Origin of the sequence: Cupriavidus phytorum (genome assembly GCF_003254285.1) — a bacterium.
Classification (GTDB): domain Bacteria; phylum Pseudomonadota; class Gammaproteobacteria; order Burkholderiales; family Burkholderiaceae; genus Cupriavidus; species Cupriavidus phytorum.
Map to the genome: position 1 here is coordinate 144,154 of NZ_QKZN01000002.1, position 25,963 is coordinate 170,116.

Below are 25,963 nucleotides of genomic sequence, written 5' to 3' on the forward strand. Positions count from 1 at the left end.
GATACTGGCTATGTGGAAAATCTGATTGACGCGATACGCGGTTTTTTTTAGCATCACGCAACCTTTTAGCGTCACGATTTGAGAACTTAATGAAAATTGGTCGATTACTGGCGGTGGTCGTGTGCGCCGCGCTGCTTGCAGCGTGCGCCAGCACCCCCACGCCGCCTGAAGGCGCCGACGGTGCCGCGACCGCCCAGACTGCCAAGCGGGACCCGCTCAACACCCTCAGCGACAAGTCCGCGCTCTCTTCCACTTCCACCATCAATGTCGACCAGGGCGGCCTGGACTGGCTGCGCGGCCCGTCCAACGATATCTGGGACCGGATCCGGCGCGGCTTTGCCATGACCGACCTGGAGGGCACGCTGGTCGACGATCGCACCCAGTGGTATGCGCAGCGGCCGGAGTATATGGAACGGATGGTCGGGCGCTCGAGCCGCTACCTCTATCACATCGTCGAGGAGCTGGAACAGCGCAAGATGCCGACCGAGCTGGCGCTGCTGCCGTTCGTCGAGAGCGCCTTCAACCCGCAGGCGCAGTCCACCGCCAAGGCGGCGGGGATGTGGCAATTCATTCCGAGCACGGGCAAGTTCTATAACCTGAAGCAGAACATGTTCCGCGACGAGCGCCGCGACGTGCTGGCCTCGACCGACGCCGCGCTCGACTACCTGGCGCGGCTCTACGACATGTTCGGCGACTGGCACCTCGCGCTGGCGGCGTACAACTGGGGCGAGGGCGCGGTGTCGCGGGCGATCGCGCGCAACCAGGCGCGCGGGCTGCCGACCGACTACGCCAGCCTGCCGATGCCCAACGAGACCCGCTACTACGTGCCCAAGCTGCAGGCGGTCAAGAACATCATCGCCAACCCGGCCGCGTACGGCGTCAAGCTGCCCGAGATCCCGGACCACCCGTACTTCGTCACGGTGACCACCTCGCGCGATATCGACGTCAACCTGGCCGCCAAGCTGGCCGACATGTCGGTGGAGGAATTCAAGGCGCTGAACCCGTCGTTCAACCGGCCGGTGATCCTGGGCGCGTCGAACCCGCAGATCCTGCTGCCGTTCGATAACGCCGAGCGCTTCCAGTACAACCTGAACACCTATCGCGGCGGGCTGTCGAGCTGGGCCGCGGTGACGGTGGACAGCCGCGAGCGCGTCGAGTCGCTGGCGGCGCGGCTGAATGTCGATGCCGACACCCTGCGCGAGATCAACAGCATCCCCAAGGGCATGCGCCTGAAGGCGGGCTCCACCGTGATGATCCCGCGCTCGGGCCGGCATGACCAGGACATCAGCGCTACGCTCGCCGACAGCGCCATGCTGGCGATGGAGCCGGACTTGCCCGATGCGCGCCGCGTGGTGGTGCGCGCCGGCCGGCGCGATACCGTGACCTCGGTGGCGCGGCGCTATGGCGTCTCGGCGGGGCAGGTGCAGTCGTGGAACAAGCTCTCCGGCACCAAGCTGGTGGCCGGGCAGAGCCTGGTGCTGATGGTGCCGGTGCGCGGCGCCGGCGCCGTGCGCGCGGCCCGTGCCGAACGCGCGGACCGGGCCGAGCGGGCCGAGCGCAGCGAACAGGCCAGCCGCAAGGAACCGGCGGGCAAGGGAGGCAAGGGCGGCAAGGTGGTCCGGGTTTCCGCCAAGGGCAAGGCCGACACGCGCCAGCGCGTGGTGGTCGAGGCCTCGCCGCGGCGCGCTGGCAAGGCGCCGGCCGTGGCCAAGGTGTCGGCCAAGACCACCACCAAGGCCAGCGCCAAGGGCGTCAAGACGCGCTGACTGCCGGGGCGACGCCGGGACAGCAAAAAAAGGGGGCGATGCCGGCGGCACGCCCCTTTTTTCATGTGTCGATCCCGCCCCGTGCGGCAGCGCGCGGAAACCGGGGCCACGAGCGCCCGGGCCGGTGGCAAACTACGGTCAGATACCAACGACCGCAGACGCGGAGGAGACAGACATGACGGCAAGCCATGCCGTGCATGCCCGTTCGCTGGCCGACCCCGAGGGGTTCTGGGCCGAACAGGCGGCACGCATCGACTGGGAAACCCCGTTCAGCCAGGTGCTCGACAACAGCCGCGCACCCTTCACGCGCTGGTTCGTCGGCGGGCGCACCAACCTGTGCCACAACGCGGTCGACCGCCACCTGGCGGCCCGCGCCAGCCAGCCGGCGCTGCACTGGGTCTCGACCGAGACCGACCAGGCCCGCAGCTACACCTATGCCGAGCTGCACGACGAGGTCAGCCGCATGGCCGCGATCCTGCAGCAACTGGGCGTGCAGCGGGGCGACCGCGTGCTGATCTACATGCCGATGATCCCCGAAGCCGCCTTCGCCATGCTCGCATGCGCGCGCATCGGCGCGATCCATTCGGTGGTGTTCGGCGGCTTTGCCTCGGTCAGCCTGGCCGCGCGCATCGAGGATGCCCGGCCGCGCGTGGTGGTCAGCGCCGACGCCGGATCGCGCGCGGGCAAGGTGGTGCCGTACAAGCCGCTGCTGGACGAGGCCATCCGGCTGTCTTCGCACCAGCCCGAGAAGGTGTTGCTGGTGGACCGGCAGCTGGCGGACATGCCCCGCACCGCAGGCCGCGATGAAGACTACGCGGCATGGCGCGAGCGTGTCGCCGGCGTGCAGGTGCCGTGCGTGTGGCTGGAGTCGGGCGAGCCGTCCTATGTGCTCTATACCTCGGGCACCACCGGCAAGCCCAAGGGCGTGCAGCGCGATACCGGCGGCTATGCGGTGGCGCTGGCCACGTCGATGGAATACATCTTCTGCGGCAAGGCCGGCGACACCATGTTCACCGCGTCGGACATCGGCTGGGTGGTGGGGCACAGCTATATCGTCTATGGGCCGCTGCTGGCCGGCATGGCCACGCTGATGTACGAGGGCACGCCGATCCGGCCTGACGGCGGCATCCTGTGGCGCCTGGTCGAGCAATACCGGGTCAACCTGATGTTCAGCGCCCCGACCGCGATCCGCGTGCTGAAGAAGCAGGACCCGGCATGGCTCACCCGCTATGACCTGTCCAGCCTGCGCCTGCTGTTCCTGGCCGGCGAGCCGCTCGACGAGCCGACCGCGCGCTGGATCCAGGATGGCCTGGGCAAGCCGGTGGTCGACAACTACTGGCAGACCGAATCCGGCTGGCCCATCATCGCGATCCAGCGCGGCCTGGAGGCGCTGCCGCCGAAGCTGGGCTCGCCCGGGGTGCCGGCCTACGGCTACGACCTGAAGATCGTCGACGAAAACACCGGCGCCGAATGCCCGCCCGGGCACAAGGGCGTGGTCGCCATCGACGGCCCGCTGCCGCCGGGGTGCATGAGCACGATCTGGGGCGACGATGACCGCTTCGTGCGCACCTACTGGCAGGCGGTGCCGAACCGACTGTGCTATTCGACCTTCGACTGGGGCGTGCGCGACGCCGACGGCTACGTCTTTATCCTGGGTCGCACCGATGACGTGATCAACGTCGCCGGCCACCGGCTGGGCACGCGCGAGATCGAGGAAAGCCTGTCGTCCAGCGCCGCCGTGGCCGAGGTGGCCGTGGTGGGCGTGCAGGACGCGCTGAAGGGGCAGGTGGCGATGGCATTCTGCATCGCCCGCGACCCGGCGCGCACGGCCACGCCGGAGGCGCGGCTGGCGCTGGAGGGCGAGCTGATGAAAACGGTCGAGCAGCAACTGGGCGCGGTGGCGCGCCCGGCGCGGGTGCTGTTCGTCAATGCGCTGCCGAAGACGCGCTCCGGCAAGCTGCTGCGGCGCGCCATGCAGGCCGTGGCCGAGGGCCGCGACCCGGGCGACCTGACCACGATCGAAGATCCGGGCGCGCTGGAACAACTGCAGGCCGCGTTGAAGGGCTAGCGGGAGAGGGCGATACGGGTGTCGCACACGGTACACCGCATCGCCGCCTTGCCATCGGTCGTGATGCAGTCTAATATTTGAAGCATAAAATATTTAATCTTGATCTAGATGGCGGTGTAGTCCGGGACGGTGCGCGATATGCGGTGCGTCCGGCACAGCCGGCAGGAGGCAACAGATGCGCGTGCTTTGTATTGGCGGAGGCCCCGCCGGCCTGTACTTCGGCCTGCTGATGAAACTGCAGGATCCGGCCAACGAGGTCATCGTGGTCGAGCGCAACCGGCCCTACGATACCTTCGGCTGGGGCGTGGTGTTTTCGGACGCCACCATGGATAACCTGAAGCAAGCCGACCCGGCCAGCGCCAGCGAGATCAACGCCGCCTTCAACCACTGGGACGATATCGACATCCATATCGGTGGACGCACCATTCGCTCGGGCGGCCATGGCTTTATCGGCATCGGTCGCAAGCGCCTGCTCAACATCCTGCAGGCGCGCTGCGAAGCGCTCGGGGTGAAGCTGGTGTTCGAGACCGATGTGTCCGACGACCAGGCGCTGGCGATGCAATACCAGGCCGACCTGGTGATCGCCTCGGACGGCCTGAACAGCCGCATCCGCACCCGCTATGCCGACACCTTCCGGCCGGATATCGATACGCGCCAGTGCCGCTTTGTCTGGCTGGGCACGCACAAGCTGTTCGACGCCTTCACCTTTGCCTTTGAAAAGACCGAGCACGGCTGGTTCCAGGCGCATGCCTACCGCTTCGACGACAACACCTCGACCTTTATCGTCGAGACGCCGGAAGCGGTCTGGCGCGCGGCCGGCATCGAGCAGATGAGCCAGGAAGAGGGCGTGGCGTATTGCGAGAAGCTGTTCGCGCGCTACCTCGACGGCAACAAGCTGATCAGCAACGCGGCGCACCTGCGCGGCTCGGCGATCTGGATCCGCTTCCCGCGCGTGATCTGCCGGCAATGGGTGCACTGGAACACCTTGCCCGACGGCCGCCGCGTGCCGGTAGTGCTGATGGGCGATGCCGCGCACACCGCGCATTTCTCGATCGGCTCGGGTACCAAGCTGGCGCTCGAGGATGCCATCGACCTGGCCGAGGAGATCCGTGGCAGCGGCCACGACGGCCTGCCCGATGCGCTGGCGCGCTACGAAGCCACGCGCGGCGTGGAAGTGCTGAAGATCCAGAACGCGGCGCGCAACTCGACCGAGTGGTTCGAGAACGTCGAGCGCTATGCCGGCAGCCTGCCGCCCGAACAGTTCGCCTATTCGCTGCTGACACGTTCGCAACGGATCTCGCACGAGAACCTGCGCGTGCGCGATGCCGGCTATGTCGCGCAGTTCGAGCACTGGCTGGCGCAGCAGGCCGGGGTGCCGGCCGACAGCCTGAAGCTGCAGGCGCACCAGCCGCTGCCGCCAATGTTCACGCCGTTCCGGCTGCGCGGCGTCACGCTGAAGAACCGCGTGGTGGTGTCGCCGATGGCGATGTATTCGTGCACGGATGGCGTGCCGGGCGACTTCCACCTGGTGCACCTGGGCTCGCGCGCGCTCGGCGGCGCCGGCATGGTGGTGGCGGAGATGACCTGCGTGTCGCCCGATGCGCGCATCACGCCGGGATGCCCGGGCCTGTGGAACGATGCGCAGCGCGACGCCTGGAAGCGCATCGTCGATTTCGTGCACGCCAACAGCGATGCGCGCATCGCCATGCAGATCGGCCACGCAGGCCGCAAGGGCTCGACCCAGCTCGGCTGGGAAGCCATGGATCATCCGCTGGCACAGGGCAACTGGCCGGTGATCTCGGCGTCGCCGCTGCCTTACCTGCCTGGCGAATCGCAGACGCCGCGCGCGATGACGCGCGCCGACATGGATCGCGTGCGCGATGACTTCGTCGCCAGCGCGCGGCGCGCGGCCGAGGCCGGCTTCGACTGGCTCGAGCTGCACTGCGCGCACGGGTACTTGCTGTCGAGCTTTATCTCGCCGCTGACCAATACGCGCGACGACGAATATGGCGGGTCGCTGGCCGCGCGCTTGCGCTATCCGCTCGAGGTGTTTGCCGCGGTGCGCGCGGTATGGCCGCAGGACAAGCCGATGTCGGTGCGTATCTCCGCGCATGACTGGGTCGAGGGCGGCATCACGCCCGATGATGCGGTCGAGATCGCGCGCGCCTTCAAGGCGGCGGGCGCCGACATGATCGACTGCTCGTCGGGCCAGGTCAGCCCCGACCAGGCGCCGGTCTACGGCCGCATGTACCAGACCCCGTTCGCCGACCGCATCCGCAACGAGGCCGGCATCGCCACCATCGCGGTCGGCGCCATCTTTGAAGCGGACCACGTCGACTCGATCATCGCCGCCGGCCGCGCCGACCTGTGCGCGATCGCACGGCCGCACCTGGCCAACCCGGCGTGGACGCTGCAGGAAGCCGCGCGCATCGGCTATCGCGACATCGCCTGGCCCAAGCAGTACCTGGCCGGCAAGCGGCAGCTGGAAACCAATCTCGAACGCGCCGCAGCGCAGGAGAAGCAGGCATGACGGGCAGCACGGCGACATTGGCCGGCCGGCACGCGCTGGTCACCGGCGGCGGGCGCGGCATCGGCGCGGCGATCGCGCGGCGGCTGCTGGCCGATGGCGCCAGCGTCACGCTGCTGGGGCGCGATGCCGGCACGCTGCAAGCGACGGTGCAGGCGCTGCGCGCGCAGGCGCCGGCAGGCGCCATGGTCTCATTCGTCACGGCCGACATTGCCGATGCCGGCAGCGTGGCGCGTGCCTTTGCCGCCGCTACGGAACAGGCCGGCCCGGTTGCGATGCTGGTCAACAACGCCGGGCAGGCGCACAGTGCACCGTTCCTGAAGACCGATGCCGAGCTATGGCAGCGCATGCTCGACGTCAACCTGACCGGCACCTTCCTGTGCACGCAGGCGGCGCTGCCGGCGATGCTCGACGCGGGCTGGGGGCGCATCGTCAACGTCGCCAGCACCGCGGGGCTGATCGGCTATGGCTATGTCAGCGCCTACTGCGCGGCCAAGCACGGCGTGATCGGGCTGACCCGCGCGCTGGCGCTGGAGACCGCGGCCAGGGGCGTGACCGTCAACGCGGTATGCCCGGGCTATACCGAGACCGACATCGTGCGCGACGCCGTCGCCAATATCGTCGGCAAGACCGGCCGCAGCGAGGAGCAGGCGCGCGCCGAACTGGCCGCGCGCAATCCGCAGCGCCGGCTGGTGCAGCCCGACGAAGTGGCCGACGCGGTGGCGTGGCTGTGCCAGCCTTCCGCGGCGGCGATCACCGGGCAGGCGATCCCCGTCGCCGGCGGCGAAGTGATGGCGGGCTGAACTGACTGCAGCAGACAACGAGAGAACCCATGACAGAGATCGCACTCGACATGCGCCACCACAAGCGCAGCTTTGCCGGCTACCAGCCTCAGCATTTCCTGTGGTCGGTGTCCGCCGACGGCAAGGTCGGCACCGTGACGCTGAACCGGCCCGAACGCAAGAACCCGCTGACCTTCGATTCCTACGCCGAGCTGCGCGACCTGTTCCGCGGCCTGTGCTACGCCAGCGACATCAAGGCGGTGGTGGTGACCGGCGCCGGCGGCAACTACTGCTCGGGCGGCGACGTGCATGAGATCATCGGCCCGCTGACGCGCATGTCGATGCCCGAGCTGCTCGACTTCACGCGCATGACCGGCGACCTGGTCAAGGCAATGCGCGCGTGCCCGCAGCCGGTGGTGAGCGCGGTCGACGGCATCTGCGCCGGCGCCGGCGCGATGATGGCGCTGGCTTCCGACATGCGCCTGGGCACGGCGCAGGCCAAGACCGCATTCCTGTTCACGCGCGTCGGCCTGGCCGGTGCCGACATGGGCGCGTGCACGCTGCTGCCGCGCGTGATCGGGCAGGGCCGTGCCAGCGAGCTGCTCTACACCGGCCGCTCGATGAGCGCCGAGGAAGGGCTGCAGTGGGGCTTCTTCAACGCGCTGCACCCGTCCGAAGCGGTGCTGGCGCAGGCGCAGGCGCTGGCCGCGCAACTGGCCGCCGGCCCCACCTTCGCCCACGGCGTGACCAAGAAGCTGCTGCACCAGGAATGGAACATGGGCCTGGACGAGGCGATCGAGGCCGAGGCCGAGGCGCAGGCAATCTGCATGCAGACGCGCGATTTCCGCCGCGCCTACGAGGCCTTCGTCGCCAAGACCAGACCGGTGTTCGAAGGGGACTGAGCCGCCATGTCCGACAAGACCTACCTGGATCTGCCGCTGTTCGACGACGCCCACCGCGCGCTGGAGCGCGAACTCGATGCATGGTGCGGGCAACACCTCCATGTCGACCACAGCGATACAGACGCCGCATGCCGCGCGCTGGTGCGGCAGCTGGGCGAGGCCGGCTGGCTGCGCTACTGCGTGCCGGCCGCGCATGGCGGCGCACTGCCGGCGCTGGATTCGCGCTCGCTGTGCCTGCTGCGCGAGACGCTGGCGCGCCATGACGGCCTGGCCGATTTTGCCTTTGCCATGCAGGGGCTGGGCTCGGGAGCGATCTCGCTGGCGGGCAGCGACGCGCTGCGCGCGCGCTACCTGCCGCGCGTGGCGCGCGGCGAGGCGATTGCCGCGTTCGCGCTGTCGGAGCCCGAGGCCGGCTCGGATGTCGCCGCGATGCAATGCAGCGCGCGGCTGTCCGAAGACGGCAGTCACTATGTGATCGATGGTGATAAGACCTGGATCTCGAACGGCGGCATCGCCGACTTCTATTGCGTGTTCGTGCGCACCGGCGAAGCCCCGGGTGCGCGCGGCATTACGGCTTTGGTGGTCGACGCCGACACGCCCGGACTTGCCATCGCCGAGCGCATCGACGTGATCGCGCCGCATCCGCTGGCGACGCTGCGCTTCGACCAGTGCCGCGTGCCGGTGGGCAACCGGCTGGGCGAGGCGGGGCAGGGCTTCAAGGTGGCGATGATGACGCTCGATATCTTCCGCGCGTCGGTGGCGGCGGCGGCGCTGGGCTTCGGCCGTGCCGCGCTGGAAGATGCGCTGGCGCGTGCGCGCACGCGGCCGATGTTCGGCGGCGTGCTGGCCGACCTGCAACTGACCCAGGCCGCCATCGGCGACATGGCCACCGCCATCGACGCCGCGGCGCTGCTGACCTACCGCGCGGCCTGGCTGCGCGATGTAAAGGGGCAGCGCACCACGCGCGAGGCGGCCATGGCCAAGATGGTTGCCACCGAGAACGCGCAGCAGGTGATCGACCGCGCGGTGCAGATATTCGGCGGCCTCGGCGTCAAGGTCGGCACGCGCGTGGAAAGCCTGTACCGCGAGATCCGCTCGCTGCGGATCTATGAAGGCGCCACCGAAGTGCAGAAGCTGATCATCGCGCGCGAGACGCTGGCCGGGCAGCAGGCCTGAGCCCGGACCGCGCGCCCCCGCGCCACCCACGAACTGCCGTACCGAGACAGAGCAGACAGGAGACAAGCCATGGCGACCACAGCCCACCTCGACACCTTCGCGCGCGACCGCCTGCCGCCGCGGGACCAGTGGCCGGTGTTCCGCTTCAATGCCGACACCGACTACCCCGAGCGCATCAATGCCGCGGTGGAGCTGGTCGACCGCCACGTGCGCGAAGGACGCGGCGAGCGCATCGCCATCCGCTATCGTCGCGACGGCCGCGACGGCGGCATCGCGACGGTCACCTATGCGCAGTTGGCGGCGCTGGTGAACCGCATCGCCCATGTGCTGGTCGAGGACATGCGGCTGGTCCCCGGCAACCGTGTGCTGCTGCGCGGCCCCAACAACCTGATGATGGCGGCCAGCTGGCTGGCGACGCTGAAGGCCGGTCTGGTGGCGGTGCCGACCATGCCGCTGCTGCGCGCCAGGGAACTCAAGCAGATCATCGACAAGGCGCAGGTCAGCGCCGCGCTATGCGATGCGCGTCTGCGCGACGAGCTCGACGCCAACCAGCAGGCCGGCGGCGAATGCCATTGCCCGAGCCTGGCGCAGACGCTCCATTTCAACGGCGAAGGCGAGGGCTCGCTGGAGGCGGCGCTGGCCGGCAAGCCGGACACCTTCGACGCCTGCGACACCGCCAGCGACGATGTCTGCCTGATCGCCTTTACCAGCGGCACCACCGGCCAGCCCAAGGGCACCATGCATTTCCACCGCGACGTGCTGGCCATGTGCGACCTGTTCCCGCGCCATGTGCTGCGATCCGTGCCTGACGATATCTTCTGCGGTACGCCGCCGATCGCCTTCACCTTCGGGCTCGGCGGCATGCTGTGCTTCCCGTTGCGCATCGGCGCCAGCACGGTGCTGGCGGAGAAGCTCACGCCCGAAACGCTGCTCGAGCTGATCCACGACTTCCGCGCCACCATCGTCTTCACCGCGCCCACCTTCTACCGGCAGATGGCGACGCTGGCGCCACGCTTCGATATCTCCAGCCTGCGCCACAGCGTGTCGGCCGGCGAGGCGCTGCCCGACGCCACGCGGCAGAGCTGGAAGGCGGCCACCGGCATCGAGATGACCGATGGCATCGGCGGCACCGAGATGATGCACATCTTTATCTCGAGCGCCGGCGCCGAGGTCAGGCCAGGCGCGATCGGCAAGGTGGTGCCTGGCTACGTGGCGCAGATCGTCGACGAGGAGATGCGGCCGCTGCCGCCGGGCCAGGTCGGCAAGCTCGCGGTGCAGGGCCCGACCGGCTGCCGCTACCTGGACGATCCGCGCCAGGCCAACTATGTGAAGGCCGGCTGGAACCTGCCGGGCGATACTTTCGTCGCCGACGCGGACGGCTATTACTTCTACCAGGCGCGCTCCGACGACATGATCATCTCGGCCGGCTACAACATCGCCGGGCCGGAGGTGGAGAGTGCCCTGATGCAGCACGAGGCGGTGGCCGAATGCGGCGTGGTCGGCGCGCCGGACGACGGCCGCGGCCAGGTGGTGATGGCCTACGTGGTGCTGCGCGCGGGCGTGGCCGCCGACGACGCCACCCGCACCGCGCTGCAGGACCACGTCAAGCGCCAGATCGCGCCGTACAAGTATCCGCGCCGCATCGAGTTCGTGCCGGCGCTGCCGCGTACCGAGACCGGCAAGCTGCAGCGCTTCCGGCTGCGCCAGATGGCGGAGCAGGGGCCGGCTGCAGGCAATGGCGGCAAGGCAAACCAGGGGCAGCCATGAGCGACGTGTTCCGCAATACCGTGCTGGTGCGCTTCAAGCACTGCGATGCCGCCGGCATCGTGTTCTACCCACGCTACTTCGAGATGCTCAACGACCTGATCGAGGACTGGTTCGGCGAAGCGCTGGGCTGGCCGTTCGATGCCATGCACGGCGAGGGCCGCGCCGGCGTGCCGACGGCCGAGCTGGAGTGCCGCTTCCTGGCGCCGAGCCGGCTGGGCGAGGTGCTGACGCGCGAATTGCGCGTGCTGAAGCTGGGCCAGTCCAGCTTCACGCTGGCGATCCGCTTTGCCGGCCCGCATGACGATACCCGCATGGAAGTGACGCAACGGCTGGTCTGCGTCGATACCGGCGCAATCGCGCCTCAGCCGCTGCCCGAAGCCGTGCGCGAGGCCATGGCGCGCTACCTGGTCGCCGCGGCCTGAACCCGGATTTCGATCCACCCGTATTCCATCCAACATACCAAGCAACCACAGGGAAACGACATGAAGATCCTGCAGCCGCCCGACTGGGCGCCGCCGCGCGGCTACGCCAACGGCATGATGACCGAGATGCAGGCCGGCAGCCGGCTGCTGTTCATCAGCGGGCAGATCGGCTGGAACAGCCAGTGCGAATTCGAGACCGACGACTTCGGCCTGCAGGTGGCGCAGACGCTGCGCAACGTGGTCGCGGTGCTGGCGGCCGGCGATGCGCGGCCCGAACATATCGCGCGCATGACCTGGTATGTGAAGGACAAGGCCGAATATGTCGGCGCCTATGGGGCGATCGGCGAACATTACCGCGCCATCATCGGTCGCCACTTCCCGGCGATGACCGCGGTCGAGGTGGCCGACCTGGTCGAGCCGCGCGCCAAGGTGGAAATCGAGGTCACGGCGGTGGTGCCGCCGCCGAGGTAATCCGCCGGCGACAGGTGCAACCGGGCATGGGGGAACGGGCAGCGCGACGGCGGCCGGCGCGGCGGGATTGCCGCCTGCCGCGCGCAAGTCCTTGAAAACTTGAGAAATTGGGTGGCTCGGGATATAATTCGAAAGTTTCGCTTTCAGAACCCTTCACCCTAGCGCCTACCGCTTTCCACCTTCCGCCGCCCCCATCCGCGCCGCCGTTGCCGTCTGCATCAGATGTGACGCAACGAGCATGGCGCGACCGGATCCGACCGCATCGGCGCAATGCCGCTGCCGCCGTCACGGATCTAGCCTGGGAGGCACGAGGCGTCGATTGGTCGGTCACGGGGTGAGTCCAGCAGGAGCCTACCCGTGTTACCGTCTTTTCCGTCCGCCATTCTCGCGCTAGCAGACGGCACGGTCTTTCGTGGCTATTCCATTGGCGCTTCCGGCCATACCATCGGCGAAGTGGTGTTCAACACCGCCATCACCGGTTACCAGGAAATCCTCACCGACCCGAGCTATTCGCGGCAGATCGTCACGCTGACGTATCCGCATATCGGCAACTACGGTGTCAATCCTGAGGATGTCGAAGCCACGAAAGTCCATGCCGCCGGCCTGATCATCAAGGATCTGCCGATCCTGGCCTCCAACTTCCGCAAGGAACACACCCTGGCCCACTACCTGAAGCAGGAAAAGGTGGTGGCGATCGCCGGCATCGATACGCGCAAGCTGACGCGTATCCTGCGCGAGAAGGGTGCCCAGAACGGCTGCATCCTGGCCGGCGAGGACAACGTCCAGAAGGCCATCGACCTGGCCCGCTCGTTCCCCGGCCTGGCCGGCATGGACCTGGCCAAGGTGGTATCGGTCAAGGAACCGTACGAGTGGACCCAGTCCGAATGGAAGCTGGGCGAAGGCTACGGCAAGCAGCAGCAGCCGCAGTTCCACGTGGTCGCCTATGACTACGGCGTCAAGTACAACATCCTGCGCATGCTGGCCGAGCGCGGCTGCAAGGTCACGGTGCTGCCGGCCCAGGCCAGCGCGGCCGACGCGCTGGCGCTGAATCCGGACGGCGTGTTCCTGTCCAACGGCCCCGGCGACCCCGAGCCGTGCGACTATGCCATCGCCGCCACGCGCGAGTTCATCGAGCGCGGCATCCCGACGTTCGGCATCTGCCTGGGCCACCAGATCATGGCCCTGGCAGTCGGCGCCAAGACTCTGAAGATGAAGTTCGGCCACCACGGCGCCAACCATCCGGTCAAGGACCTGGACGACGGCCGCGTGGTAATCACCTCGCAGAACCACGGTTTCGCGGTCGACGCCGACACGCTGCCGGCGAACGTGCGCGTCACGCACAAGTCGCTGTTCGACGGCTCGCTGCAGGGTTTCGCGCTGACCGACAAGCCGGCGTTCTGCTTCCAGGGACACCCGGAAGCGTCGCCCGGCCCCAACGACGTGGCTTACCTGTTCGACCGTTTCATCCAGCTGATGACCGACGCGCGCAAATAAGCGCGCGGGCACAGCGAGTGAGATACAGGGACATCCCATGAACGCCTTCATGCATACCGCTTTCGGCATCACCGACTTCTGGACCTATGTGCTGGGCACGATCTTCATCGTGCTGCTGCCGGGGCCGAACTCGATGTACGTGCTGTCGGTGGCGGCGCAGCGCGGCGTGCGCGCCGGCTACAAGGGCGCGTGCGGGGTGTTCCTGGGCGACGCGGTGCTGATGGTGCTGTCGGCGGCGGGCGTGGCCTCGCTGCTCAAGGCCAGCCCGGCGCTGTTCTACGTGGTGAAGTACGTCGGCGCGGCCTACCTGGCGTGGATCGGCTTCAACATGCTGCGTGGCGCGCTGCGCAGCTGGGCCGCGCGCGGCGATGCCGCCGGCGCGGCGGTGCCTGCAGCCACGCCGGACCAGTCCGACCCGTTCCGCAAGGCGCTGCTGATCAGCCTGCTGAACCCGAAGGCGATCCTGTTCTTCATCTCGTTCTTCATCCAGTTCGTCGACCCGGCCTTCGCTTATCCGGTGCTGTCGTTCGGCGTGCTGGGGCTGGTGTGCCAGATCTGCAGCTTTGCCTACCTGACCACGATCATCTTCGTGGGCGCGAAGCTGGCCGAGGCGTTCCGGCGCCGCCGCCGGCTGTCGGCCGGCATGGCCAGCGGGGTAGGGGCGATGTTCATCGGCTTCGGCGCCAAGCTGGCCACGGCCACGATGAACTGAGCCAGACCACATTTTCGAATCCGGACGGATTCCCTGATTACCGGCGCGGTCCGCAGGCAAGGCGGGCCGGCCCATAAAGAGAGCGTGCAATGCCAAAACGCACAGACATCAAGAGCATCCTGATCATCGGCGCGGGCCCCATCATCATCGGCCAGGCGTGCGAGTTCGACTACTCCGGCGCCCAGGCCTGCAAGGCCCTGCGCGAGGAAGGCTTCAAGGTCATCCTGGTCAACTCCAACCCGGCGACCATCATGACCGACCCGGCCACGGCCGATGTCACCTACATCGAGCCCATCACCTGGGAAGTGGTCGAGCGCATCATCGAGAAGGAGCGCCCGGATGCGATCCTGCCGACCATGGGCGGCCAGACCGCGCTGAACTGCGCGCTGGACCTGCATCGCCATGGCGTGCTGGACAAGTACAAGGTGGAACTGATCGGCGCGTCGCCCGAAGCCATCGACAAGGCCGAGGACCGCCAGAAGTTCAAGGACGCGATGACCAAGATCGGCCTGGGCTCGGCCAAGTCCGGCATCGCCCACTCGATGGACGAGGCCGTGGCCGTGCAGGCCCACATCGCCCAGGAGACCGGCACCAGCGGCTACCCGATCGTGATCCGCCCCTCGTTCACCCTGGGCGGCACCGGCGGCGGCATCGCCTACAACCGCGAAGAGTTCGAAGAGATCTGCAAGCGCGGCCTGGACCTGTCGCCGACGCGCGAGCTGCTGATCGAGGAATCGCTGCTGGGCTGGAAAGAGTACGAGATGGAAGTGGTCCGCGACAAGCAGGACAACTGCATCATCATCTGCTCGATCGAGAACCTGGACCCGATGGGCATCCACACCGGCGACTCGATCACCGTGGCCCCGGCGCAGACCCTGACCGACAAGGAATACCAGATCCTGCGCAACGCCTCGCTGGCGGTGCTGCGCGAGATCGGCGTCGATACCGGCGGCTCCAACGTGCAGTTCTCGATCAACCCGAAGGACGGTCGCATGATCGTCATCGAGATGAACCCGCGCGTGTCGCGCTCGTCGGCGCTGGCCTCCAAGGCCACCGGCTTCCCGATCGCCAAGGTCGCGGCCAAGCTGGCGGTCGGCTACACGCTGGACGAGCTGAAGAACGAGATCACCGGCGGCGCCACCCCGGCCTCGTTCGAGCCCTCGATCGACTACGTGGTCACCAAGGTGCCGCGCTTCGCCTTCGAGAAATTCCCGCAGGCCGACAGCCACCTGACCACCCAGATGAAGTCGGTGGGCGAGGTGATGGCGATGGGCCGCACCTTCCAGGAGTCGTTCCAGAAGGCCCTGCGCGGGCTGGAAGTGGGCGTCGATGGCCTGGACGAGAAGTCCACCGACCGCGACGAGATCGTCGAGGAGATCGGCGAGCCGGGCCCGGACCGCATCTGGTACGTGGGTGACGCGTTCCGCCTGGGCATGTCGCTGGAAGAGGTCTATCACGAGACCGCCATCGATCCGTGGTTCCTGGCCCAGATCGAGGACATCGTCCGCACCGAAGGCCTGGTCAAGTCGCGCACGCTCGACAGCCTGTCGACCGCCGAACTGCGCTTCCTGAAGCAGAAGGGCTTCTCCGACCGCCGCCTGGCGCGGCTGCTGAAGACCGACGCCAAGGCCGTGCGCGAGGCGCGCATCGCCCAGAACGTGCGCCCGGTCTACAAGCGCGTCGACACCTGCGCAGCCGAATTCGCCACCAACACTGCCTACATGTACTCGACCTACGAGGCCGAGCATGGCGAGTGCGAGGCGGCGCCGACCGACAAGAAGAAGATCATGGTGCTGGGCGGCGGCCCGAACCGGATCGGCCAGGGCATCGAGTTCGACTACTGCTGCGTGCACGCCGCGCTGGCGCTGCGCGAGGACGGGTACGAGACCATCATGGTCAACTGCAACCCGGAAACCGTGTCGACCGACTATGACACCTCGGACCGCCTGTACTTCGAGCCGCTGACGCTGGAAGACGTGCTCGAGATCGTCGACAAGGAAAAGCCGGTCGGCGTGATCGTGCAGTACGGCGGCCAGACCCCGCTGAAGCTGGCGCTGGACCTGGAGCGCAACGGCGTGCCCATCATCGGCACCAGCCCCGACATGATCGACGCGGCCGAAGACCGCGAGCGCTTCCAGAAGCTGCTGCAGGACCTGGGCCTGCGCCAGCCGCCCAACCGCACCGCGCGTGCCGAGGACGAGGCGCTGCGCCTGGCCGAGGAAATCGGCTACCCGCTGGTGGTGCGCCCGTCCTACGTGCTGGGCGGCCGCGCCATGGAAATCGTGCATGAGCCGCGCGATCTCGAGCGCTACATGCGCGAAGCGGTCAAGGTCTCGAACGATTCCCCGGTGCTGCTCGACCGCTTCCTGAACGACGCCATCGAGTGCGATGTCGACGCCCTGTGCGACGGCAAGCGCGTCTTTATCGGCGGCGTGATGGAGCATATCGAGCAGGCCGGCGTGCACTCGGGCGACTCCGCCTGCTCGCTGCCGCCGTACTCGCTGTCGGCCGAGACCGTGGCCGAGCTGAAGCGCCAGACCGCGGCCATGGCCCGCGCCCTGAACGTGGTCGGCCTGATGAACGTGCAGTTCGCGATCCAGCAGAACAACGGTGTCGACACCGTCTACGTGCTGGAAGTGAACCCGCGCGCCTCGCGTACCGTGCCGTACGTGTCCAAGGCCACCGGCATGCAGCTGGCCAAGATCGCGGCACGTTGCATGGCGGGCCAGTCGCTGGACGAGCAGGGCATTGCCGACGAGGTCATCCCGCCGTACTACAGCGTCAAGGAAGCGGTGTTCCCGTTCAACAAGTTCCCGGGCGTCGATCCGGTCCTCGGACCTGAAATGCGCTCGACCGGCGAAGTGATGGGCGTGGGCAAGAGCTTCGGCGAGGCCCTGTTCAAGAGCCAGCTGGCCGCGGGCTCGCGCCTGCCGGAAAAGGGCGCCGTACTGATCACCGTGAAGGACAGCGACAAGCCGCGCGCCGTGGCCGTGGCCCGCATGCTGCACGACATGGGTTACCCGATCGTTGCCACGCGCGGCACCGCCTCGGCGATCGAGGCCGCCGGCATCCCGGTCAAGGTGGTCAACAAGGTCAAGGACGGCCGTCCGCATATCGTGGACATGATCAAGAACGGCGAACTGGCGCTGGTGTTCACCACCGTGGACGAAACCCGCGGCGCGATCGCCGATTCGCGCTCGATCCGGATTTCGGCGCTGGCCCATCGCATTCCTTACTACACCACCATCGCCGGCGCGCGCGCCGCGGTGGAAGGCCTGAAGCACATGCAGAGCCTGGAGGTCTACGACCTGCAGGGCCTGCATGCCTCGCTGGCCTGATGCCGTCAAGGTAACCAGGCAACACATGGCAACAGGGCCGGCCGCATTGCGGCGGCCGCGCCCGGGAAGCCCGCCGCAGTTGCTGCCGGCGGGCTTCCTGGCCTAAACTACGTCAAATTCGTCGATCGAACCGGCGTGCCCGCGTTCGATCCTGTCTGAAAGCCGCGGTTGAGCGGAAGTGCCCTGGCGGGGTTTGCCGGGGATGGCTCCAGCTCCGCTGCGGCTCATTTTTTTGTTGAACGAAGACATGAGCACCATTCCGATTACCAAGCGTGGCGCAGAGCTCCTGAAGGAAGAGCTGCAGCGCCTCAAGGCTGTCGAGCGTCCGGCGGTGATCAATGCCATCTCCGAAGCGCGCGCCCAGGGCGACCTGTCTGAAAACGCCGAGTACGATGCCGCCAAGGAAAAGCAGGCCTTTATCGAGGGCCGCATCCTGGAAGTGGAGGCCAAGCTGTCGGCGGCGCAGATCATCGACCCGACCCAGCTCGATACCGACGGCCGCATCGTCTTTGGCGCGACCGTCGACCTGGAAGACCTGGAGTCCGGCAATCCGGTCAGCTACCAGATCGTCGGCGACGACGAGGCCGACCTCGAAGCCGGCAAGATCTCGGTCAGCTCGCCGATTGCGCGCGCGTTGATTGGCAAATTCGAAGGCGATGTCGCCACCGTGCTAGCCCCGGGCGGCGAGCGTGAGTACGAAGTCATTACCGTTCGCTACATCTGATGCCGGCCCGGCCGGCGGGCTTGTGCCCGCGACGGCCACCGGAAAGGCCGGCTTGTGTTCTCCACTTCCTATAACAACCTGCCGCCGCTGCCGCACCGCATCTTCCTGCTGCTGACGGTGGTGTGGGCGGGCAGCCTGTGGACCGTCGGTTACATGGTGGCGCCGACGCTGTTTTCGGTGCTGCCCAGCCGCGAGATGGCGGGCATGATCGCCGGTCACCTGTTCCATACCGAAGCCATCGTCGGCGTGACCATCGGCGTGCTCCAGCTGGTGCTGTGCAACGTGATGATCCGGCGCGGCGCGCAGCGTTACCGCGGTTTGCGCTGGCTGGTGCTGGGCATGCTGTGCTGCGTGCTGGTCGGCTACTTCGGCACCCAGCCGTTCATGGGCAGCCTGAAGGAAAAGGCGCTGGCGCTGGGCGTGGGGGTGTCGGAATCGCCGTATAAGTCGCAATTCGGCATGCTGCACGGCGTATCGAGCGCCTTTTACCTGTTGCAGAGCCTGCTGGCACTGGCGCTGGTGTGGCGCGCTTCGGCGCCGCGTTCGGCCGGGGAGTGAGTCCCGCAGCGGGGCGCCTGGCGGCGCCCACTTGGGTATTCCCGGCTGAGGTCAGCCCAGGGACTTCTTCTTCTGGCTGGTCGGGCGTGCGCGGGCGCGCTTGACGTTGCCGCCGGCGGTGACGCGCTCATTGCCGAGCACCGTAACTTCCTTGCGAGTCGGACGGCGGTTGGGCGCGGCGCTGGGCTTCTTCACCGTCACCGTGCGCGGGGCGGCGCCGCCGCGGCGCGCGGGCGTGTGCCGGCCGAGGTCTTCGGCCTGGTTCTCCTTCAGGCGGGCTTCGCCCGGACGCCAGACCACCAGCAGCTTGCCGATATGCTGGATCGGCGCGGCGCTGAGCTGGTCGCAGATTTCTTCGTAGATGGCGATGCGGGCTTCGCGGTCGTCGCCGAACACGCGGATCTTGATCAGGTCGTGCGCGGCCAGGCTGCGGTCGATTTCGGCCAGCACGGCGCGGGTCAGGCCTTCGGCACCGACCATCACGACCGGGTTCAGGGCATGGGCACGGGAGCGCAGGTCGGAGCGCTGGGCAGGGACGAGTTGTAGAGCAGGCATAGGTTGGCGCCGGATAAGGCGCTTGAAATAGTGATAGAGCGCTTGGCGCTGGTAATCGGGCGCTGCCGCCCGCGCCGGTCGTGACACGGCGCACGGGAACAGGCTGCCGGCGGCCACCGGTAGGCGGCAAGCCGGGATGCGGATTGGCGCGTATTATCCGTCAATCCGGCACTGTCGGGCAGCAAAATCATCAAAACAGTAGGAAAACCTGCGCCGCCGGCCCGGCCGGCGCGCGCGGGCAGGGAACAGGCTGGTATCTGGCATGGCAAAGAACAAGTTTAACCACTCGTGGCTGCACGACCACATCAACGATCCGTACGTAAAAATGGCGCAGCGCGAGGGCTACCGCGCGCGCGCGGCTTACAAGCTCAAGGAGATCGACGAGCAGGACAAGCTGATTCGGCCGGGCCAGGTCATTGTCGACCTGGGCGCGGCGCCCGGCAGCTGGAGCCAGTACGCCCGCAACAAGCTGGCCGACTCGCCGCGGGCCAAGGATGGCCGGATCGATGGCGCCGTCGTGGCGATTGACCTACTGCCGATGGAGCCTGTCGCCGACGTCACTTTCATCCAGGGCGACTTCCGCGAGGAGTCGGTCTTCCGCGAGCTCGAAAGTGTGGTGCTGGACGTCTCGGGCGGCAACAAGATCGACCTTGTATTGTCCGACATGGCCCCCAACTTGTCCGGTGTGGCCTCCGCCGACGCCGCCCGGATCGAGTACCTGTGCGACCTGGCGCTTGAATTCGCGCAGGCCCACCTGAAGCCGGAGGGAGCATTGCTGGTAAAGTGTTTCCACGGGAGCGGCTACAGCCAGATCGTGGAAAAGTTCAAACGGCAGTTCAAAGTGGTCGCGAAGCGCAAGCCCAAGGCGTCGCGCGACAAGTCTTCCGAAACCTTTATCCTTGGGCGCTACCTCAAGACAGTGGATTGACCGATCTCGATACGAGCCAGGGCGGAAGAAGAAATGTAGAGGGAAATACCCTCACCCGGTGCTATCGGCATCATAGTTTCTCTGTTTCCCCTCGAGGGCGGGGGCTGCATTACAATGCAGCTATCCGTTGGCAAGGCAATTGCAAAGGAGTTCGGCCTTGAATAACAACCTGTTTCAAAAGGCGGCAATCTGGCTCGTGATCGCGCTGGTGTTGTTTACCGTCTTCAAGCAGTTCGACAAGCCCCGTGCGCAGGACAGCGTCACCTACTCGCAGTTCATGGATGACGCCAAGAACGGCAAGGTGTCGCGTGTCGACGTGCAGGGCCGCAACCTGGTGGTCTCGCCCAAGGAAGGGGCCAAGTACACCATCATCTCGCCGGGCGACATCTGGATGGTCGGCGACCTGATGAAGTACGGCGTCCAGGTCACCGGCAAGGCGGACGACGAACCCAACGTGCTGGTTCAGGCCCTGTATTACCTCGGGCCGACTCTGCTGATCATCGTGTTCTGGTTCTACATGATGCGTCAGATGCAGGGTGGTGGAAAAGGCGGCGCATTCTCATTCGGCAAGTCGCGTGCGCGGCTGATCGACGAGAACCAGAACGCCGTCACGTTCCAGGACGTGGCCGGCTGCGACGAGTCCAAGGAAGAAGTGGTCGAGCTAGTCGACTTCCTCAAGGACCCGCAGAAATTCCAGAAGCTGGGCGGCCGCATCCCGCGCGGCGTGCTGCTGGTCGGCCCTCCGGGTACCGGCAAGACGCTGCTGGCGCGCGCCATCGCCGGCGAGGCCAAGGTGCCTTTCTTCAGCATCTCCGGTTCCGACTTCGTTGAAATGTTCGTCGGCGTGGGCGCGGCGCGTGTGCGCGACATGTTCGAGAACGCCAAGAAGCAGGCTCCCTGCATCGTGTTCATCGATGAAATCGACGCGGTCGGCCGCCATCGTGGCGCCGGCATGGGCGGCGGCAACGACGAGCGCGAGCAGACCCTGAACCAGATGCTGGTCGAGATGGACGGCTTCGAGGCCAACTCGGGCGTGATCGTGATCGCCGCGACCAACCGTGCCGACGTGCTCGACAAGGCGCTGCTGCGTCCGGGCCGTTTCGACCGCCAGGTCTACGTGGGCCTGCCGGACATCCGCGGCCGCGAGCAGATCCTGAAGGTCCATATGCGCAAGGTGCCGATCGGCAACGACGTCGATGCCTCGGTGATCGCGCGCGGCACCCCGGGCTTCTCGGGCGCCGACCTGGCCAACCTGGTCAACGAGGCCGCGCTGTTTGCCGCCCGCCGCAACAAGCGCGTGGTCGACATGCAGGACTTCGAGGATGCCAAGGACAAGATCTACATGGGTCCGGAGCGCAAGTCGACGGTGATGCGCGAGGAAGAGCGCCGCGCCACGGCTTACCACGAGTCCGGCCATGCGGTGGTGGCCAAGCTGCTGCCCAAGGCCGATCCGGTGCACAAGGTCACCATCATGCCGCGCGGCTGGGCGCTGGGCGTGACCTGGCAGTTGCCGGAACATGACAAGTATTCGAAGTACAAGGACAGCATGCTGGAAGAGGTCGCCATCCTGTTTGGCGGCCGCGCGGCGGAAGAGGTCTTCCTCAACGCCATGAGCACCGGCGCTTCCAACGACTTCGAGCGCGCCACCAAGATCGCGCGCGACATGGTGACCCGCTTCGGCATGAGCGATTCGCTGGGTGCGATGGTCTACGTCGATACCGAGCAGGACGGCATGTTCGGCAAGCTGTCGTCGAAGACCGTGTCGGAAGCCACGCAGCAGAAGGTCGACGCCGAGATCCGTCGCATCATCGACGAGCAATACGCGCTGGCCAAGCGCCTGCTCGAAGAGAACCGCGACAAGGTCGAGGCCATGACCAACGCGCTGATGGAATGGGAAACCATCGACGCCGACCAGGTCAACGACATCATGGCCGGCAAGCCGCCGCGTCCGCCGCGCAGCGCGTCGGGCCCGAACGGTGGCGGCAGCACGCCCTCGGGCGGCTCGCCGGTGGCGCCGACCAACGCGCCCGCCACGGCCTGACCCGGCGCTCGTCCCACTGACGACGCTGTAGCGATGGCTGTGTAGTGCCTCCCCCTGAAGCCGGTGCCTGGTGCACCGGCTTTTCCTTTTTGTGCGGCCCAGCCGCGCGCATCGCCAAAGCCTTCCTACCTTGCAGCAGACCACTCAGACCCGGCACTTCCAGTGCGGCCGTTTCCGCTTTGCCCTGGACCGGCGTCCGCTGGTGATGGGCATCCTCAACGTCACGCCCGACTCCTTTTCCGACGGCGGCCAGCACGCCAGCCGCGACGCGGCGCTGCGCCATGCCGAGCAGATGATTGCCGAGGGCGTCGACATCATCGACATCGGCGGGGAATCGAGCCGGCCCGGTTCGGCCGCGCTGCCGCTGGCGGACGAGCTGGCGCGCGTGATCCCCGTGGTGGAAGCGCTGCGCGATTGCGGCAAGCCGCTGTCGATCGACACCTACAAGCCCGAGGTCATGCGCGCCGCGCTTGCGGCCGGAGCGGATCTCATCAACGATATCTGGGGCTTGCGCATGCCCGGCGCGGTCGAGGCGGTGGCGGACGGACAGGCGGGCCTGTGCGTGATGCATATGCAGCGCGATCCGCAGACCATGCAGGAAGACCCGCACTACGACGATGTGGTCGCCGAGGTCGCGCAGTTCCTGGCCGGGCGCGTCGCGGTGCTGCGCGCCGCCGGGATCGACGATGCGCGGATTTGCCTCGATCCGGGATTTGGCTTCGGCAAGACACCGGATCATAATTTGCGCCTGCTCGGGCAGTTGCCGCAGCTGGCGCTTGACGGCCTGCCGGTGCTGGCGGGCATCTCGCGCAAGTCCACGCTGGGCGCCATCCTGGGCGGCCGGCCGCCGCAGCAGCGCGTCGCCGCCAGCATTGCCGCGGCGGTCTGTGCGGTGGAGCGCGGTGCGTGGATCGTGCGGGTGCATGATGTGCAGCAGACCGTCGATGCCGTGAAGACCTGGTGGGCCGTGCGCAACGAATCCGTCAGCGCGGGCTGAGCCAGGCGCCGACACCAGTCAGCGCCACCAAGACAGAACACAGAAGAGAAAGGGAAACAAGGAATGACACGCAAGTATTTCGGGACCGACGGCGTGCGGGGCAAGGTCGGCGATGCGCCGATCACGCCGGACTTCGTGATGCGGCTGGGCCATGCCGCGGGCAAGGTGCTGGCGCACGGCGCCAGGACCGGGCAAGGCAAGCCGACCGTGCTGATCGGCAAGGACACACGCATTTCGGGCTACATGCTGGAAGCCGCGCTGGAGGCCGGCTTTACCTCGGCGGGCGTGCATGTGCTGCTGACCGGCCCGCTGCCGACCCCCGGCATCGCCTACCTGACGCGGGCGCTGCGGCTGTCGGCCGGCGTGGTGATCTCGGCCAGCCACAACCCTTACTACGACAACGGCATCAAGTTCTTCTCGGCCAGCGGCGACAAGCTGCCCGACGCGGTCGAGGCGGCGATCGAGGCGGCGCTCGACGAGCCCATGGTATGCGCCCCGTCCGACGACCTTGGCCGCGCCCGCCGCATCGACGATGCCGCCGGCCGCTATATCGAATTCTGCAAGAGCACCTTCCCGTACGAGCAGGACCTGCATGGCCTGAAGCTGGTGGTCGACTGCGCCCATGGCGCGGCCTATCACATTGCGCCGCCGGTGTTCCATGAGCTGGGCGCCGACGTGGTCGCCATCGGCAACCAGCCGAACGGCCGCAATATCAACGCGGGCTACGGCGCCACTGCGCCGGAGAAGCTGATCGAGGCGGTCAAGACCAACGGCGCGGACCTGGGCCTGGCTTTCGATGGCGATGCGGACCGGCTGCAGGTGGTCGATGCGGATGGCCGGCTCTACAACGGCGACGAGCTGCTGTATCTGATCGTGCGCGACCGCCAGGCCGCGGGCCAGGCGGTTCCCGGCGCGGTCGGCACGCTGATGACCAATATGGCGGTGGAACTGGCGCTCAAGCGCGAGGGCGTCGATTTCGTGCGCGCCAAGGTGGGCGACCGCTATGTGCTGGAGGAGCTGAACAAGCGCAAGTGGACGCTGGGTGGCGAGGGCTCGGGCCATCTGCTGTGCCTGGACCGCCACAGCACCGGCGATGGCATCGTCTCGGCGCTGCAGGTGCTGGGCGCCCTGCGCCGCAGCGGCAAGACCCTGGCGCAACTGCTCGACGGCGTGAAGCTGTTCCCGCAGACGCTGATCAATGTGCGCGTGCAGAAGGGCTTCGACTGGCAGACCCATGCCGGCCTGCAGGCGGCGCGTGCCGCGGTGGAACCGGAACTGGAGGGTCGAGGCCGGGTGCTGATCCGTGCCTCCGGCACCGAGCCAGTGGTGCGCGTGATGGTCGAGGCGGAGCAGGCCGAGATGGCCGAGCGCGCGGCCAGGAAGCTGGCGGACGCGCTGGGTGCTTGATAGCGCCCATCCCAGAAACTATCGCCGGGCTAGCCCCGGCGTTTTTTTATCTAGCTCCGCAATTAACCGCCGTCATATTCCCCTCACCGCAGCGCCGGACCATCCCGCTATTACCTTGCTGCAGGCCAGTTTCAAGAAGATTTGAAGATGTCACGGAATTGTCATACAGGCAGCATAAAGTTCGTCTTGTCAAAAATTTGTCATTCCCAACCAATGTTCTCTGGAGGACATATGAAGCTGGTCAAGACTGCCGTGGCAGGCATCGTTTCGATGGTGGTAGCGGGTACTGCGTTCGCGGCGGAAATTACCGGTGCAGGCGCTTCCTTCCCGGCGCCCGTGTATTCCAAGTGGGCCGACGCATATAACAAAGCAACGGGCAACAAGGTCAACTATCAATCCATCGGCTCGTCGGGCGGCATCAAGCAGATCGGTGCCAAGACGGTCGATTTCGGCGCCTCGGACGCGCCGCTGAAGGACGAGGACCTGAACAAGCAGGGCCTGGTCCAGTTCCCGACCGTGATCGGCGGCGTGGTGCCGGTGATCAACCTGCAGGGTGTGAAGCCGGGCGAGCTGACCATCACCGGCGAAGTGCTGGCCAACATCTACCTGGGCAAGATCAAGAAGTGGGACGATCCCGCCATCAAGGCGCTGAACCCGCAAGCCAAGCTGCCGAGCCAGGACATCCTGCCGGTGCGCCGTGCCGACGGTTCGGGCACCACCTTCATCTTCACCAACTACCTGTCCAAGGTCAGCGCTGACTGGAAGGGCACGGTCGGCGAGGGCACCACGGTCAACTGGCCGGGCGGCGGCACCGGCGGCAAGGGCAACGAGGGCGTGGCTGCCTTCGTGCAGCGCCTGAACGGCGCCATCGGCTACGTCGAGTACGCCTACGCCAAGCAGAACAAGATGACCCACGTGAACATGAAGAACGCGTCGGGTGCCGTGGTCAAGCCGGGTGACGACGCCTTCAAGGCCGCCGCCGCCGGCGCTGACTGGAGCAAGAGCTACTACCAGATCCTGACCAACCAGCCGGGCAAGGATGCCTGGCCGATCGCCGGCGCCACCTTCATCCTGGTGCACAAGAACCAGGACAAGCCGGCACAGGGCGCGGAAGTGCTGAAGTTCTTCGACTGGGCCTACAAGAACGGCACCGGCATGGCTGCCGACCTGGACTACGTGCCGCTGCCGGAGAACGTGGTCAACCAGATCCGCACGACCTGGAAGACCATCGTGAAGGACGCTTCGGGCAAGGCGCTGTATTGATCTGAAGGCATTGCCGGCCCGCGCCAGCGCGCGGCCGGCGTCCGCTCCCGCCCCGGCGGGAGCGG

The 25,963-nt window shown here is 67.1% G+C and carries 20 protein-coding genes; 19 read left to right on the forward strand and 1 reads right to left on the reverse strand.

Annotation, left to right across the window (positions count from 1 at the left end):
- The first annotated feature begins 89 nt into the window (after positions 1–89).
- The 14 genes from C7416_RS05985 (at position 90) to C7416_RS06050 (ending at position 18,707) form a co-directional block, all read left to right on the forward strand.
- The gene (locus C7416_RS05985) at positions 90–1,766 is read left to right on the forward strand and encodes a transglycosylase SLT domain-containing protein (protein ID WP_111517602.1); all 1,677 of its coding nucleotides are present in this window, start codon (positions 90–92) and stop codon (positions 1,764–1,766) included.
- A gap of 142 nt (positions 1,767–1,908) precedes the next feature.
- The gene (locus C7416_RS05990) at positions 1,909–3,834 is read left to right on the forward strand and encodes a propionate--CoA ligase (protein ID WP_373424999.1); all 1,926 of its coding nucleotides are present in this window, start codon (positions 1,909–1,911) and stop codon (positions 3,832–3,834) included.
- Between the two features lie 175 nt (positions 3,835–4,009).
- Positions 4,010–6,364: a bifunctional salicylyl-CoA 5-hydroxylase/oxidoreductase gene (locus C7416_RS05995; RefSeq protein ID WP_111517604.1), complete on the forward strand. Its 2,355-nt coding sequence runs from the start codon at positions 4,010–4,012 to the stop codon at positions 6,362–6,364.
- The gene (locus C7416_RS06000; RefSeq protein WP_111517605.1) at positions 6,361–7,164 is read left to right on the forward strand and encodes an SDR family NAD(P)-dependent oxidoreductase; all 804 of its coding nucleotides are present in this window, start codon (positions 6,361–6,363) and stop codon (positions 7,162–7,164) included. Before C7416_RS05995 ends, C7416_RS06000 begins: the two co-directional genes overlap by 4 nt.
- Before the next feature lie 29 nt (positions 7,165–7,193).
- Positions 7,194–8,045: an enoyl-CoA hydratase family protein gene (locus tag C7416_RS06005; RefSeq protein WP_062800730.1), complete on the forward strand. Its 852-nt coding sequence runs from the start codon at positions 7,194–7,196 to the stop codon at positions 8,043–8,045.
- Positions 8,046–8,051: 6 nt separating this feature from the next.
- Positions 8,052–9,221: an acyl-CoA dehydrogenase family protein gene (locus tag C7416_RS06010; RefSeq protein WP_111517606.1), complete on the forward strand. Its 1,170-nt coding sequence runs from the start codon at positions 8,052–8,054 to the stop codon at positions 9,219–9,221.
- A 69-nt stretch (positions 9,222–9,290) separates the two neighbouring features.
- Complete coding sequence (locus C7416_RS06015) at positions 9,291–10,988, forward strand: AMP-binding protein (protein ID WP_111517607.1); 1,698 nt, start codon at positions 9,291–9,293, stop codon at positions 10,986–10,988.
- A complete protein-coding gene (locus tag C7416_RS06020) occupies positions 10,985–11,410 on the forward strand; it encodes an acyl-CoA thioesterase (RefSeq protein ID WP_062800724.1) in 426 nt (141 codons plus the stop codon). Before C7416_RS06015 ends, C7416_RS06020 begins: the two co-directional genes overlap by 4 nt.
- 60 nt (positions 11,411–11,470) lie before the next feature.
- Entirely contained in the window at positions 11,471–11,881 is a 411-nt protein-coding gene (locus tag C7416_RS06025; protein WP_062800722.1) for a RidA family protein, read from the forward strand.
- Between the two features lie 357 nt (positions 11,882–12,238).
- Positions 12,239–13,375, forward strand: coding sequence for a glutamine-hydrolyzing carbamoyl-phosphate synthase small subunit (carA, locus tag C7416_RS06030; RefSeq protein WP_062800720.1), 1,137 nt, complete (start codon positions 12,239–12,241; stop codon positions 13,373–13,375).
- A 37-nt stretch (positions 13,376–13,412) separates the two neighbouring features.
- Complete coding sequence (leuE, locus tag C7416_RS06035; RefSeq protein WP_111517608.1) at positions 13,413–14,087, forward strand: leucine efflux protein LeuE; 675 nt, start codon at positions 13,413–13,415, stop codon at positions 14,085–14,087.
- Between the two features lie 89 nt (positions 14,088–14,176).
- A complete protein-coding gene (gene carB / locus C7416_RS06040; RefSeq protein ID WP_111517609.1) occupies positions 14,177–17,425 on the forward strand; it encodes a carbamoyl-phosphate synthase large subunit in 3,249 nt (1,082 codons plus the stop codon).
- A 247-nt stretch (positions 17,426–17,672) separates the two neighbouring features.
- Complete coding sequence (gene greA / locus C7416_RS06045; protein ID WP_062800714.1) at positions 17,673–18,149, forward strand: transcription elongation factor GreA; 477 nt, start codon at positions 17,673–17,675, stop codon at positions 18,147–18,149.
- A 54-nt stretch (positions 18,150–18,203) separates the two neighbouring features.
- Complete coding sequence (locus tag C7416_RS06050; protein ID WP_111517610.1) at positions 18,204–18,707, forward strand: DUF4149 domain-containing protein; 504 nt, start codon at positions 18,204–18,206, stop codon at positions 18,705–18,707.
- A 51-nt stretch (positions 18,708–18,758) separates the two neighbouring features.
- Here C7416_RS06050 and C7416_RS06055 read toward each other — a convergent pair whose 3' ends face one another.
- Positions 18,759–19,262: a YhbY family RNA-binding protein gene (locus C7416_RS06055; RefSeq protein ID WP_111517611.1), complete on the reverse strand. Its 504-nt coding sequence runs from the start codon at positions 19,260–19,262 to the stop codon at positions 18,759–18,761.
- A gap of 262 nt (positions 19,263–19,524) precedes the next feature.
- On the opposite strand from C7416_RS06055, the gene C7416_RS06060 reads away from it, so the two are divergent.
- The 5 genes from C7416_RS06060 (at position 19,525) to pstS (ending at position 25,898) form a co-directional block, all read left to right on the forward strand.
- Positions 19,525–20,190 (forward strand): RlmE family RNA methyltransferase, encoded by a 666-nt coding sequence (locus C7416_RS06060; protein ID WP_111517612.1) that lies wholly within the window; start codon positions 19,525–19,527, stop codon positions 20,188–20,190.
- Between the two features lie 157 nt (positions 20,191–20,347).
- Positions 20,348–22,231, forward strand: coding sequence for an ATP-dependent zinc metalloprotease FtsH (ftsH, locus tag C7416_RS06065; protein ID WP_012353229.1), 1,884 nt, complete (start codon positions 20,348–20,350; stop codon positions 22,229–22,231).
- 205 nt (positions 22,232–22,436) lie between these two features.
- A complete protein-coding gene (gene folP, locus C7416_RS06070; RefSeq protein ID WP_240988211.1) occupies positions 22,437–23,228 on the forward strand; it encodes a dihydropteroate synthase in 792 nt (263 codons plus the stop codon).
- Positions 23,229–23,291: 63 nt separating this feature from the next.
- Complete coding sequence (gene glmM / locus C7416_RS06075; RefSeq protein WP_111517614.1) at positions 23,292–24,635, forward strand: phosphoglucosamine mutase; 1,344 nt, start codon at positions 23,292–23,294, stop codon at positions 24,633–24,635.
- Positions 24,636–24,866: 231 nt separating this feature from the next.
- The gene (pstS, locus tag C7416_RS06080) at positions 24,867–25,898 is read left to right on the forward strand and encodes a phosphate ABC transporter substrate-binding protein PstS (protein WP_111517615.1); all 1,032 of its coding nucleotides are present in this window, start codon (positions 24,867–24,869) and stop codon (positions 25,896–25,898) included.
- Positions 25,899–25,963 lie beyond the last annotated feature (65 nt).

Bases quoted from the DNA above. Each gene is read 5' to 3' on its own strand.
- C7416_RS06010 (WP_111517606.1), top strand. From the start codon at position 8,052: ATGTCCGACAAGACCTACCTGGATCTGCCGCTGTTCGACGACGCCCAC.
- C7416_RS06005 (WP_062800730.1), top strand. From the start codon at position 7,194: ATGACAGAGATCGCACTCGACATGCGCCACCACAAGCGCAGCTTTGCC.
- C7416_RS06025 (WP_062800722.1), top strand. From the start codon at position 11,471: ATGAAGATCCTGCAGCCGCCCGACTGGGCGCCGCCGCGCGGCTACGCC.
- C7416_RS06020 (WP_062800724.1), top strand. From the start codon at position 10,985: ATGAGCGACGTGTTCCGCAATACCGTGCTGGTGCGCTTCAAGCACTGC.
- carB (WP_111517609.1), top strand. From the start codon at position 14,177: ATGCCAAAACGCACAGACATCAAGAGCATCCTGATCATCGGCGCGGGC.
- leuE (WP_111517608.1), top strand. From the start codon at position 13,413: ATGAACGCCTTCATGCATACCGCTTTCGGCATCACCGACTTCTGGACC.
- C7416_RS06015 (WP_111517607.1), top strand. From the start codon at position 9,291: ATGGCGACCACAGCCCACCTCGACACCTTCGCGCGCGACCGCCTGCCG.
- C7416_RS06055 (WP_111517611.1), bottom strand. From the start codon at position 19,262: ATGCCTGCTCTACAACTCGTCCCTGCCCAGCGCTCCGACCTGCGCTCC.
- folP (WP_240988211.1), top strand. From the start codon at position 22,437: ATGGGCATCCTCAACGTCACGCCCGACTCCTTTTCCGACGGCGGCCAG.
- C7416_RS06060 (WP_111517612.1), top strand. From the start codon at position 19,525: ATGGCAAAGAACAAGTTTAACCACTCGTGGCTGCACGACCACATCAAC.
- glmM (WP_111517614.1), top strand. From the start codon at position 23,292: ATGACACGCAAGTATTTCGGGACCGACGGCGTGCGGGGCAAGGTCGGC.
- pstS (WP_111517615.1), top strand. From the start codon at position 24,867: ATGAAGCTGGTCAAGACTGCCGTGGCAGGCATCGTTTCGATGGTGGTA.
- greA (WP_062800714.1), top strand. From the start codon at position 17,673: ATGAGCACCATTCCGATTACCAAGCGTGGCGCAGAGCTCCTGAAGGAA.
- C7416_RS05985 (WP_111517602.1), top strand. From the start codon at position 90: ATGAAAATTGGTCGATTACTGGCGGTGGTCGTGTGCGCCGCGCTGCTT.
- C7416_RS05995 (WP_111517604.1), top strand. From the start codon at position 4,010: ATGCGCGTGCTTTGTATTGGCGGAGGCCCCGCCGGCCTGTACTTCGGC.
- C7416_RS06000 (WP_111517605.1), top strand. From the start codon at position 6,361: ATGACGGGCAGCACGGCGACATTGGCCGGCCGGCACGCGCTGGTCACC.